The 10,905-nt window shown below is 72.4% G+C and carries 13 protein-coding genes; 10 read left to right on the top strand and 3 right to left on the bottom strand.

Going from position 1 to position 10,905, the window contains the following annotated elements; translation table 11 throughout:
• Positions 1-501: 501 nt before the first annotated feature.
• Positions 502-1,446: an RDD family protein gene (locus tag ACSNOK_RS24535; protein ID WP_436782929.1), complete on the top strand. Its 945-nt coding sequence runs from the start codon at positions 502-504 to the stop codon at positions 1,444-1,446.
• A gap of 119 nt (positions 1,447-1,565) precedes the next feature.
• Positions 1,566-2,246 (top strand): RDD family protein, encoded by a 681-nt coding sequence (locus ACSNOK_RS24530; RefSeq protein ID WP_436782928.1) that lies wholly within the window; start codon positions 1,566-1,568, stop codon positions 2,244-2,246.
• Here ACSNOK_RS24530 and ACSNOK_RS24525 read toward each other — a convergent pair.
• The gene (locus tag ACSNOK_RS24525) at positions 2,232-2,495 is read right to left on the bottom strand and encodes a hypothetical protein (RefSeq protein ID WP_436782927.1); all 264 of its coding nucleotides are present in this window, start codon (positions 2,493-2,495) and stop codon (positions 2,232-2,234) included. The genes ACSNOK_RS24530 and ACSNOK_RS24525 overlap by 15 nt on opposite strands.
• A 423-nt stretch (positions 2,496-2,918) precedes the next feature.
• On the opposite strand from ACSNOK_RS24525, the gene ACSNOK_RS24520 reads away from it, so the two are divergent.
• Positions 2,919-3,248: a hypothetical protein gene (locus ACSNOK_RS24520; RefSeq protein ID WP_436782930.1), complete on the top strand. Its 330-nt coding sequence runs from the start codon at positions 2,919-2,921 to the stop codon at positions 3,246-3,248.
• Positions 3,249-3,349: 101 nt separating this feature from the next.
• On the opposite strand, the gene ACSNOK_RS24515 is transcribed toward ACSNOK_RS24520, so the two are convergent.
• On the bottom strand, positions 3,350-3,937 hold the full coding sequence (locus ACSNOK_RS24515) for an isochorismatase family protein (protein WP_436782926.1): 588 nt from the start codon (positions 3,935-3,937) through the stop codon (positions 3,350-3,352).
• A 284-nt stretch (positions 3,938-4,221) separates the two neighbouring features.
• A complete protein-coding gene (locus ACSNOK_RS24510; protein ID WP_436782925.1) occupies positions 4,222-5,550 on the bottom strand; it encodes a nicotinate phosphoribosyltransferase in 1,329 nt (442 codons plus the stop codon).
• A 112-nt stretch (positions 5,551-5,662) separates the two neighbouring features.
• Between ACSNOK_RS24510 and clpS the strand changes: the two genes are divergently transcribed.
• From clpS to ACSNOK_RS24475, 7 genes are all read left to right on the top strand, one after another.
• Positions 5,663-6,022, top strand: coding sequence for an ATP-dependent Clp protease adapter ClpS (gene clpS / locus ACSNOK_RS24505; RefSeq protein WP_436782924.1), 360 nt, complete (start codon positions 5,663-5,665; stop codon positions 6,020-6,022).
• Positions 6,022-6,627, top strand: coding sequence for a DUF2017 domain-containing protein (locus ACSNOK_RS24500; RefSeq protein WP_436782923.1), 606 nt, complete (start codon positions 6,022-6,024; stop codon positions 6,625-6,627). Before clpS ends, ACSNOK_RS24500 begins: the two co-directional genes overlap by 1 nt.
• Before the next feature lie 373 nt (positions 6,628-7,000).
• Positions 7,001-8,476, top strand: coding sequence for an amino acid permease (locus tag ACSNOK_RS24495; RefSeq protein WP_436782922.1), 1,476 nt, complete (start codon positions 7,001-7,003; stop codon positions 8,474-8,476).
• 170 nt (positions 8,477-8,646) lie between these two features.
• Positions 8,647-9,069, top strand: coding sequence for a Mov34/MPN/PAD-1 family protein (locus tag ACSNOK_RS24490; RefSeq protein WP_436782921.1), 423 nt, complete (start codon positions 8,647-8,649; stop codon positions 9,067-9,069).
• 178 nt (positions 9,070-9,247) lie between these two features.
• Positions 9,248-9,535 (top strand): MoaD family protein, encoded by a 288-nt coding sequence (locus ACSNOK_RS24485; protein ID WP_436782920.1) that lies wholly within the window; start codon positions 9,248-9,250, stop codon positions 9,533-9,535.
• 2 nt (positions 9,536-9,537) lie between these two features.
• Positions 9,538-10,488, top strand: a complete 951-nt coding sequence (locus ACSNOK_RS24480; protein WP_436782919.1) for a PLP-dependent cysteine synthase family protein — start codon at positions 9,538-9,540, stop codon at positions 10,486-10,488.
• A 112-nt stretch (positions 10,489-10,600) separates the two neighbouring features.
• Positions 10,601-10,720, top strand: a complete 120-nt coding sequence (locus ACSNOK_RS24475) for a hypothetical protein (protein WP_152262506.1) — start codon at positions 10,601-10,603, stop codon at positions 10,718-10,720.
• Positions 10,721-10,905 lie beyond the last annotated feature (185 nt).

Genomic DNA, 10,905 nt, shown 5'->3' with positions numbered 1-10,905 from the left:
GGGTCGGGAGGGGCCCCAGGAAACAGCGGAGGCAGCGGAACCGGAGGAGCCGGTTACGGGGAGGGGTACGACCGGGGGTACGGCGGTGGTGGCCCTGCGGTGCCCGAGGCGCGCGGTGGCTGGGACGGCGGCCGGGCCGCGACGGAACGGTCCGTTCCGGGTACCCGTGACCCGCGGCTGACCGGCCCCGCCGGGCCGCGCGGTGGCGAGGGGACCGTCGATCTGGGCGGACGTCAGACCGGCCGCCCCCCGCACGACCCGTCGGGCGGCGGTGGGCCCGCCTCGGCCGCGCCGTCCGCTGACCGGCCCCGGCGGCCGGGCGACGAGGCCTGGCGGCCCGGCGAGGAGCCGTGGCCCCGGGAGCCGGACCCGACCCCTCGGCCGGTGACGGCAGCCCCGCTTCCGCAGCAGGTCCAGCCCCAGCCCCAGCCACACCCCCAGGCACAGCCACAGCCTCAGCCCCAGACGCCGGTTCGGTCTCCGGCCGGGCAGCGGGGTCGGGTGCAGGGGCCGGGGCAGGGCGGTCCGGAGCAGGGTGGCCAGGGGCTCTCGCCCTACGCCGGGTGGACGCCGCAGGAGCAGCCTCCGCAGGCTCAGCAGCCTCAGGCCCAGTCGCAGGCGCAGCGCCGGCCCCAGCCGCAGCCGCAAGCCCAGCCTTCCCACCAGCACCAAGCCCAGCCACATCACCAGCCCCAGCACGCACAGCAGCCCATCCACTCCGCGACCCCGCAGCGACCGGCGCAGGCGCAGGCCCAGTCCCTGCCCGTCCAGCAGACGGCCGCCGCCTCGCAGCCGCCCCCCGCCGCCCCGCAGCCCGCGCCGGCCTCCCCCGCGCAGCCCCTCCCCGCCCAGCAGGCGGTGCCGGACCGGCAGGCCGCGCCCGGCCCGGAGCAGGCGGCCCCGGCGCCGTGGAAGCCGCCGACGGAGAACCCCTTCCTGCTCGCGGCCCGCCAGGAGGGCCGTCCGGCCGGGCTCGGGCGACGCCTCGCGGCCCGGCTGATCGACACGGCCGTGCTCGGCGGGGCCGTCGCCGCCGTCGCGCTGCCGCTCTGGACCAAGGCCGTCGGCCACATCGACGAGAAGGTGGACCGGGCCAAGCGGTCCGGCGAGACCGTCACCGTCTGGCTGCTCGACGGCACCACCGGCACGTACCTCGCCGTCGTCCTCGCCGCGCTCCTGCTCGGCGGCGTCCTCTACGAGGTGCTGCCGACCTCCGCCTGGGGCCGCACGCTGGGCAAGAAGCTGTGCGGAGTGCGGGTGCTGGACATCGAGTCGCACGACACCCCGCGGTTCCGCGCCGCTCTCCGCCGCTGGCTGGTGTACAGCCTGCTGGGCGTGGTGGCGGTCGGGGTGCTCAACGCTCTGTGGTGCCTGTTCGACCGCCCCTGGCGGCAGTGCTGGCACGACAAGGCCGCTCGTACCTTCGTCGCGTCGGGCCGGGGCTGAGCGCCGGACCCGACCGTCAAGCCCCGCCGGCCGGAGCCGGCCCCCGGCCCCCACCCGGCGGCAACTCGAACGGCATACGGTCGGATGCGGTGGCCCGCCCTCCGAGGTGTACTCGGGCCATGAGCACGGACCAGCCGCAGGACAACGACCCGTTCGGCAAGAAGCCGCCGGAGGACCTTCCGCCGTACGGGGGAGCGCCCGGCGGCGGCCCGCCCGCCGGCGGTCCCCCCGGGGGCGGCCAGTACGGGGCCGGGCCCCGCCCGGGCGACCCCTACGGCGCCGGAGGGCCGCCCCCGCCCGGCGGCCCGGGGAACCCCTACGGGGACGGGTACGGCGCGGCGGACCCGCTGGCCGGCATGCCGCCGCTCGCGAGCCGCCTCAAGCGCCTGCTCGCGCGGATCATCGACTTCCTGATCGTCTTCGTTCCGGTCAGCCTGATCTACTCGGCGTTCTTCTGGAACCACTGGGACCCGGCCGAGGACAACACCAAGAACACCGGTCTCAGCGTCCTCGTCGCGATCGTCTACTTCATCTACGAGGGCCTGATGCTGACGGCCCGCGGCCAGACGGTCGGCAAGATGGCGACGGGCATCCGCGTCGCGATGCTGGAGGACGGCGCCGTGCCGCGGAGCGCCGCGGGCTGGATCCGGGCCGCCGTCTACTGCCTGCCGTGGATCGTGCCCTGCTGCGGACCGCTCTTCTGGCTGGTGAACGTCCTGTGGTGCACCTGGGACAAGCCGTATCAGCAGTGCATCCACGACAAGGCGGCCAAGACGGTGGTGGTCTCAGCCGTGCAGTGAGTGCTCGCCCATCCGCGCGCCCGCCGGCCGTGCTCCGGCGGGCCGGCGCACGGGGGGCTCCACCGCCCGTGGAGCGCGCCGCGCGCCGGGCACCAGGGCGGCCACGAGCAGACCGAGCGCCAGCGCGCCCAGGGCGACGACGGCGATCCCGACGCCCGAACCCGTCCGTGACAGCAGCAGCATGACGAGGGTCGAGAGAACAACGGTGGCCGAGCCGTAAACGATCTGTGCTGACGTCGGACGCGGCATGACGGAATCCGTCCTCGGGGGGATGGTGGGGTGCAGAGCCCACAGGTACGTACCGCAAAAAGACTCTACGGTCCTCTCTGCCCTAGGGGAACGGCCGGTAAGCACACCCTTGCCCATCGTCCCGAGGCGTGAGAGGCGCGGGGCGCGGCCGGCCCGCCCGGGTGGTGGAACGAACGCGCCCGCGTGTCCGCCCGGCGCGGGCGCCCCCACTGCTGACACGTGTCCGGACCCGGCCGGGGGAGACGCCGGGTGGCGGGCGGCCGGAAACCCGGAAGATCATCTAAGAGGGAGAGAAAACCGCAGGTCAGAGCCGTATTTCCGGATTTCCCTGGCGGGTCGTCGTCGATCGGGGTTGGATGCGTGAGGGGCGTTGTCTTATTGACACGGATACCGACTCGGAGTGTTCCACGGAGGGTGATGCGGATGGCCGGCGGCGGTTTCGTCAAGCTCCCGGACGGCAGTGTGGTCGTCGCCCTGTCCCTGCCCAGCCCGCCCGGCGGTGAGGCGCGGCCGGGGACGCGGGTACGGGTCCTGGTGCACGCCGCCAACCGCCAGCGGGCGCTCACCCGGGTGCGGAATCTCGGCCTCCGGGCGGTCTTCCTCCGTGGGAACAGCGAACCGCCGACCCCGGACGAGGTGAGCGCGGCGCTCCATCACCCGGACGGGCTGGTGTGGCGGTCGGCTCCGGAGGACGAGACGGAGTGGTGGCATCCGATAGCGCGGCTGCTGCGCCGCCCGGCGGGAGCGGCCTGACGTCCGGCGGCCCCTGCGCGGTGGGACGAGGCGCTTCCGGCGCGACGGCGGACCGAGGACCCCGCCGGCATCCGACGCTCTCCCCACCGCTGACCCGACGCTCAGCCCACCACGGGCTTGCCCACCAGCTCCACGCCCGCCCCGCGCAGCTCTTCCAGCGCGCTGTCGACGGTCTCCCGCGCCACCCCCGCCGTGAGGTCCAGCAGGACGGTAGTGACGAGGCCCTGGCGGCGGGCGTCCAGCGCGGTCGCCCGCACGCAGTGGTCGGTGGCGATGCCCACCACGTCGACCTCGGTCACATCCCGGGCGTGCAGCCAGTCGGCGAGGCCGGTGCCGTTCTCGTCCGCGCCCTGGAAGGCGCTGTAGCCGGCCGCGTAGGCGCCCTTGTCGAACACCGCGCCGATCGCTCCGGAGGCGATGGCCGGCGCCAGGTTGGGGTGGAATCCGCTGCCCTCGGTGCCGGCCACGCAGTGGGCGGGCCAGGAGTCCACGTAGTCCGGGTGGTCCGAGAAGTGGTCGCCCGGGTCGATGTGCATATCGCGGGAGGCGACGATGTGGGCGTAACCGGCGGTGGCCTCGGCCACCAGGTCGGTTATCGCCGCCGCCACGTCGGCGCCGCCCGCCACCGCGAGGGCGCCGCCCTCGCAGAAGTCGTTCTGCACGTCGACGATGATCAGTGCACGGTTCATGGCGCTTGATCCTTTACGGAAGGGCCCTCGGCCGACGAGCGGGCGGCGACGCAGCCGGCGATGCGTGACCGGCTGCTCCGGTACGGCGTGCCGCGACCGGAGCCGCGGCGGCTGCGATTCTGTTCGAACTCTCTGTGACCGAGGGTAGTGAGTCCCCTGGGACGGGGGGAGGGGCACAGGGGGCGGTCGGAGGTACGCCGACGGTGCGTCGGCGGCGGAGGGGCCCTACGGGCCCGGCCCCTAGGGAGTCGCGTCGGGCCCGTACGGGTCCTGCCGGGCCCGGCTCAGACGTACTCCGTGGGCAGCACCGGCTCGCCCTTCGACAGCTGCGTGGCGGAGAGCGGCAGTCCGGCGCGGGCGGCGGTGTGCCGGTCCCGGGCCGCGTCCAGCGGCTCCCGGGCGACGACCTCGCCGCCCCGGACGAGCTCCACGAGCAACTGCCGCCCGGCGAGCTCCTCCGGCACCGGCCCGGTGCCGACGACCTCGGCCTCGGCTACGCCGTCCGCGTCGGTGCGCCGGGCGGCCCACTTGCGTCCGCCGAGGGACATCTTTCCGCCCATGGACTTCTTGGCGACCGGCCGCAGCGGGGCGTCCGGGTCGGCCGAGTCCGCGCGGGCGACCAGCTTGTAGACCATGGAGCAGGTGGGGTGGCCGCTTCCGGTGACCAGCTGGGTGCCGACGCCGTACGCGTCCACCGGGGCGGCGGCCAGCGAGGCGATGGCGTACTCGTCCAGATCGCTGGTCACGACGATCTTCGTCTTGTGGGCGCCCAGCTCGTCGAGCTGCTGGCGCACCCGGTGGGCGAGGAGCAGCAGGTCGCCGGAGTCGATGCGGACGGCGCCGAGCTCCGGCCCGGCGATCTCGACCGCCATCCGGACCGCCTCCGTCACGTCGTACGTGTCGACGAGCAGCGTGGTGCCGCCGCCCAGCGAGTCGACCTGGGCGCGGAAGGCGTCGCGCTCGCTGTCGTGCAGCAGGGTGAACGCGTGCGCGCTGGTGCCGACGGTCGGGATGTTGTAGCGGAAACCGGCGGCGAGGTCGGAGGTGGTGGCGAAGCCGCCCACGTACGCCGCGCGGGCCGCGGCGACGGCGGCCAGTTCGTGGGTGCGCCGGGCGCCCATCTCGATCAGCGGCCGGCCGCCCGCCGCGACCGCCATCCGGGAGGCCGCGGCGGCCACCGCGGAGTCGTGGTTGAGGATCGACAGGATCACCGTCTCCAGCAGCACGCACTCGGCGAAGGTGCCCTCCACCCGCATGATCGGCGAGCCCGGGAAGTACACCTCGCCCTCGGGGTAGCCGAAGATGTCGCCGCGGAAGCGGTAACCGGCGAGCCAGTCCAGCGTCGGGGCGTCCACGATGCCGCGGTCGGCGAGGAACTCCAGGACGCCCGGGTCGAAGCGGAAGTTCTCGACGGCGTCCAGGACGCGGCCGGTGCCGGCGACCACGCCGTACCGGCGGCCCTCGGGCAGCCGGCGGCTGAAGACCTCGAACACCGACCGCCGGCCGGCGGTCCCGGCGCGGAGCGCGGCCTGCACCATCGTGAGTTCGTACCGGTCGGTGAAGAGCGCCGTCGACGGCACAGCCACCGGCAGCCCCAGGTCCGCAGCGTTCACTTGGCCCTACCTCGCATTCCCGTTCTGGCGTCGTCCGGATGCTACCGCGAATACTCGTCAGAGTGACGATTTCGGGGGGCCGTTTGTGCGTCGGAGGCCGCGAAGTGGCAGCATGGGAAGTGCGTATGGACCGCCGTGTCCCGACGGAGAAGCGAGGCGTGGAGCGGGCGTGAGTGTGGCACCTGTCGAGATCGAACGTCCGGAGACGGGCGAATCCCCCTTCGCCGTGGCCGAACCCGACGTTCCGTGGGTGACCCTCGTCCACAACGACCCCGTGAACCTCATGAGCTATGTGACCTACGTCTTCCAGGCGTACTTCGGTTACTCCAAGGACAAGGCCCGCAAACTGATGCTCGACGTCCATCACAAGGGCCGCGCCACGGTCTCCAGCGGAACGCGCGAGGAGATGGAGCGCGACGTGCAGGCGATGCACGGCTACGGCCTGTGGGCGACCCTGTCGCAGGACCGTTGATGTCCGGCCACTTCGAGCCGCTGCCCGGCGGCGGGGCGGCCATCGCCCTGGACGAGATCGAGATCTCCATCCTCCGCAACCTCACCGTGCAGCTCCTGGAGCTGATCGGCCCCGAGGACGGGCCCGCGGACGCGGACGAGGATCCGCTGGCGCGCCTCTTCGCCGAGGGCCCCAGCGAGCCGCCCGCCGATCCGGCGCTGGCCCGCCTCTTCCCCGACGCCTACGGCACGCCCGGCGCCGAGCCGGACGAGCAGGCCCGCGCGTACGCCGCCGAGTTCCGCCGCTACACCGAGAACGACCTGCGCGCCCGCAAGCGTGACGACGGCCTGGCGGTGGTCCGCTCGCTGGACGGGCTCTCCCCGGCGGACGGCCCCGGGGGCGGCGCGGCCGTGCTCCGGCTGACGCCGGAGGGCTCCCGGCAGTGGCTGGGCACGCTCAACGACCTCCGGCTGACCATCGCCGCCCGGCTGGAGATCACCGACGAGGACGAGAGCGACGCCCTCTTCCGGCTACCGGACGACGACCCCCGCAAGCCGATGGTGATGGCCTACCTGTGGCTCGGCGGGCTCCAGGAGACCCTGATCGAGACGCTGGGCCCGCGCTAGGCCGGCCCGAGGCGTCCGGAATCCGCCGCTCCATCGCGCCGTGACCCTTCACGGGCCGGGCGTACCCTCCCCACGGACGCCTGCGTCCGCTCATCGGGTCATAGTGTCCGCATAACGATCCCATTACCGAGGTGCCGGGGAACGCCCTATTCACGGGGTTCGCCTCGTTATGCCTGTGGCCTGCCCCACATTCGAACTGGCGATCTACGTATTACCCGTGATAAATCTTCACGACCTGCATCCACCGACGCCACCCATGTCGTGGAGCGGGAGCGCTATCGCCGACCGACCGTCGGCACGTGCAGGACTCCATCCGGGGGGATCGGAACCCGATCCGGATCATCCGGATCGGTATGGAGAAAGGCGTTCCACCATGACCTCTGAGCAGGTCGCGGACCGCGTCGTCGGCGAGGCCGGCGAGCGGGACGGAAGCGGCGAAGCTTCCGAGGGTTACCAGCGGGGGCTGGGCAACCGACAGATCCAGATGATCGCCATTGGTGGCGCCATCGGCACGGGGCTCTTCCTCGGCGCCGGCACGGCCATATCCAAGGCCGGACCGAGTCTCATCCTGGCTTACGCGATAGCGGGCCTGGTCATCTTCTTCATCATGCGGGCGCTCGGCGAGCTCCTCATGTACCGCCCGGTCTCGGGTTCCTTCTCGGACTACGCCCGTGAGTTCCTCGGGCCGTTCTGGGGCTATGTGACCGGCTGGACCTACTGGCTGTTCTGGGTGGTCACCGGCATCACCGAGGTGACCGCGGCGGCCAAGTACGTCCAGTACTGGGACAAGGACATCCCGCAATGGGCCTCGGCCCTGGTCTTCACGGCCGTCCTCTACCTGGCCAACCTGATCTCCGTGAAGCTCTTCGGCGAGCTGGAGTTCTGGTTCTCCATGGTCAAGGTCACCGCCATCATCGGCATGATCCTGATCGGCATCGGCGTGATCACCCTCGGCTTCTCCGACGCCGGTGACACCGCCTCGTTCTCGCTGCTCTGGTCCGACGGCGGGTTCTTCCCCGAAGGCATCGGCGGCACGCTGATGACGCTTCAGATCGTCATGTTCGCGTTCCTCGCCGTCGAACTCGTCGGCGTCACCGCGGGCGAGGCGACCGACCCCAAGAAGACGCTGCCCAAGGCCATCAACACCGTGCCGTGGCGGATCGCCGTCTTCTACGTGGGCGCGCTCATCATCATCCTGTCGGTGGTCAGCTGGACCGTCTTCGAGCCGGGCGTCAGCCCGTTCGTCGCGGCCTTCGCCAAGATCGGCCTGCCGGCCGGCGCCGGAATCGTCAACTTCGTGGTCCTCACCGCGGCGCTGTCGTCCTGCAACTCCGGCATGTACTCCACCGGCCGGATGCTGCGCGACCTGGCCCTCAACGGCCAGGGCCCGAAGTTCTTCGGCGTCCTGACCAAGCGCGGGCTGCCGCTGCGCGGCACCACCGTCTCCGCCGCGTGCATGCTCGTCGGTGTCTGGATCAACTACCAGTGGCCGGGCAAGGCGTTCGAGTACGTCGTCTCCTTCGCCACCATCTCCGGCATGTGGGCGTGGATCATGATCCTCCTCGCCCAGCTCCGCTACCGCCGCAAGGCCGACCGCGGCGAGCTGCCGCAGTCGGAGTTCAAGGCCCCCGGAGCGCCCTGGACCAGCCTCTTCGCCCTCGCCTTCATCGGCATGGTGATCGTGCTGATGGGCATCGACAAGGACTCGCGCATCTCGCTGTACTGCGCGCCGATCTGGGCCGCGATCATGGTCGTGTCGTACTTCGTGCTCAAGGCCCGCAACCCGCAGGCCTTCGAGCGCAAGGATTACTCGGCCGCGGCGCGGGAAAGCGTCGACCAGGCCGCCTGACGCCGGCGTTCCGCCGGGCACTCGGGCCCGCCCGCACCCTCCCCCCTGGTGCGCGGCGGGCCCGTCGCGTTTCCGGGGCCCCGGCGCCGCCCCTCAAGGGATTCGGGCCGGCGAGTGGCGTCCGTCACGGCCCGGCCGGGGCCCGTCGGCACCGACCTATGCTGGCCCGCATGCTGACCATCACCCAGGCCCTGTACGACCGGATCGTCGAGCACGCCCGCGCCGACCACCCCGACGAGGCGTGCGGTGTGGTCGCCGGACCGGCCGGCAGCGACCGCCCCGAGCGGTTCGTCCCCATGCTCAACGCCGCCCGCTCGCCCACGTTCTACGAGTTCGACTCCTCCGATCTCCTCGCGCTGTACCGCGAGATGGACGACCGCGACGAGGAGCCGGTGGTCATCTACCACTCGCACACCGCCACCGAGGCGTACCCGTCCCGCACGGACGTCTCGTACGCCAACGAGCCCGGCGCCCACTACGTGCTGGTCTCCACGGCGGACACCGACGGCTCCGGCCCCTTCCAGTTCCGCTCGTTCCGGATCGTGGCCGGGGAGATCACCGAGGAGGAGGTCCGGGTCGTCCCCGCGTACTGAGCGCCGGCCCGGCCGTCCCACCAGCCGGAACGCGGCGTCCCGCCGACCGGGACGGCCATGGGGGAGCGGGGCGGGGAATCGATAGCATGCGCCGACGGTTGTCCGGGGAGAACATCCGTTCCGTCCCCGCGCCCCCGGCTCTCGCAAGCCTCTCCGCACTCCGACGAGGAGCACCACCATGGCCATCGAGGTACGCATCCCGACCATCCTCCGGACCTACACCGACGGCGCGAAGGCCGTCGAAGGCGCCGGGGCCACGATCGACGAGCTCTTCAAGGACCTGGACTCCCGCCACCCGGGCATCCGCGAGCGGCTGGTGGACGAGCAGGCGGGCGGCGGGCTGCGCCGGTTCGTCAACGTCTACCTGAACGACGAGGACGTCCGCTTCCTGGCCGGCCTGGGCACCGAACTCGCCGACGGCGACAACGTCACCATCCTCCCGGCGGTCGCCGGCGGGGCCCGCTAGGCATGCGGTACGACAGCCCGCTGGCCGCGGTCGGCGACACCCCGCTGGTCCGCCTGCCCCGGCTGTCCCCCTCCGGGGACGTCCGGATCTGGGCGAAGCTGGAGGACCGCAACCCCACCGGGTCCGTCAAGGACCGCCCCGCCCTGCACATGATCGAGCAGGCGGAGAAGGCCGGCCGGCTGACGCCCGGCCGCACGATCCTTGAGCCCACCTCGGGCAACACCGGCATCTCGCTGGCCATGGCCGCCCGCCTCAAGGGCTACCGCATCGTCTGTGTGATGCCGGAGAACACCAGCGAGGAGCGGCGGCAGCTGCTCACCATGTGGGGCGCGGAGATCATCTCCTCGCCGGCGGCCGGGGGTTCGAACACGGCCGTGCGCGTCGCCAAGGAGCTGGCCGCCGAGCACCCCGACTGGGTGATGCTCTACCAGTACGGGAACCCCGACAACGCCGGCGCCCACTACGCCACGACCGGCCCGGAGATCCTCGCCGACCTCCCCGGCATCACCCACTTCGTCGCCGGTCTCGGCACCACCGGCACCCTGATGGGCGTCGGCCGCTACCTGCGCGAACACGTCCCGGACATCCGGATCGTCGCCGCCGAACCGCGCTACGACGACCTCGTCTACGGCCTGCGCAACCTCGACGAGGGCTTCGTGCCCGAGCTCTACGACGAGACGGTCCTCACCACCCGCTACTCCGTCGGCTCCGAGGACGCCGTACGCCGCACCCGTGAACTCCTCGCCGAGGAGGGCATCTTCGCGGGCGTCTCCACCGGCGCCGTCCTGCACGCCGCGCTCGGCGTCGCGCGGAAGGCCCAACGGGCCGGGGAACGCGCCGACATCGTCTTCATCGTGGCCGACGGCGGCTGGAAGTACCTCTCCACCGGCCTCTACACCGCGCCCACCACCGAGGCGGCGGTGGCGGCCCTGCACGGGCAGCTCTGGGCCTGAACGCCCGCCGGGCACCGGGGGCCGGGGCGGCCGGCGAGGGGCCGGAGGGGGCCGGAGAGACTGCCCCTACCGATGTTGGCGACCGGCTGACATCATCCCGTAGGAGACGCACATGAACTGTCCTGCATGTGGATCTTCGGACATGAGGCAACTCAACAATGGAAACTGGCAGTGCGGAAACTGCGGCGCAGTCACGGCTGGATCGGGCGGCCTGGGATGCGCTCGACCCTGAGACGCGCGAACGGCTCGCGGCCGTCATGTCGCCGGAGGAGTTCACGGTGACGGCCGGCAGCGAGGAGTCCGCCGAGCGCTTCCGGCGCTTCATGGACACCCTCGACCGGGCCGAGCGGGTCCGGCCGCTCTAGCGGCCCGCCGCGCCCTCCACCGCACCCGCGGACCCCCCCCCCCCCCCCCCCC

The organism is Streptomyces sp. URMC 126, assembly GCF_051386555.1.
Lineage (GTDB): Bacteria > Actinomycetota > Actinomycetes > Streptomycetales > Streptomycetaceae > Streptomyces.
This window is presented reverse-complemented; position numbering and strand designations above follow the sequence as displayed.

What these genes read in the sequence shown, in the direction of transcription:
- ACSNOK_RS24480 (WP_436782919.1), top strand. Translation starts at nt 9,538, where the DNA reads ATGCGGTACGACAGCCCGCTGGCCGCGGTCGGCGACACCCCGCTGGTC.
- ACSNOK_RS24500 (WP_436782923.1), top strand. Translation starts at nt 6,022, where the DNA reads ATGTCCGGCCACTTCGAGCCGCTGCCCGGCGGCGGGGCGGCCATCGCC.
- ACSNOK_RS24520 (WP_436782930.1), top strand. Translation starts at nt 2,919, where the DNA reads ATGGCCGGCGGCGGTTTCGTCAAGCTCCCGGACGGCAGTGTGGTCGTC.
- ACSNOK_RS24525 (WP_436782927.1), bottom strand. Translation starts at nt 2,495, where the DNA reads ATGCCGCGTCCGACGTCAGCACAGATCGTTTACGGCTCGGCCACCGTT.
- ACSNOK_RS24475 (WP_152262506.1), top strand. Translation starts at nt 10,601, where the DNA reads ATGAACTGTCCTGCATGTGGATCTTCGGACATGAGGCAACTCAACAAT.
- ACSNOK_RS24515 (WP_436782926.1), bottom strand. Translation starts at nt 3,937, where the DNA reads ATGAACCGTGCACTGATCATCGTCGACGTGCAGAACGACTTCTGCGAG.
- ACSNOK_RS24530 (WP_436782928.1), top strand. Translation starts at nt 1,566, where the DNA reads ATGAGCACGGACCAGCCGCAGGACAACGACCCGTTCGGCAAGAAGCCG.
- ACSNOK_RS24485 (WP_436782920.1), top strand. Translation starts at nt 9,248, where the DNA reads ATGGCCATCGAGGTACGCATCCCGACCATCCTCCGGACCTACACCGAC.
- ACSNOK_RS24490 (WP_436782921.1), top strand. Translation starts at nt 8,647, where the DNA reads ATGCTGACCATCACCCAGGCCCTGTACGACCGGATCGTCGAGCACGCC.
- ACSNOK_RS24495 (WP_436782922.1), top strand. Translation starts at nt 7,001, where the DNA reads ATGACCTCTGAGCAGGTCGCGGACCGCGTCGTCGGCGAGGCCGGCGAG.
- clpS (WP_436782924.1), top strand. Translation starts at nt 5,663, where the DNA reads ATGGGAAGTGCGTATGGACCGCCGTGTCCCGACGGAGAAGCGAGGCGT.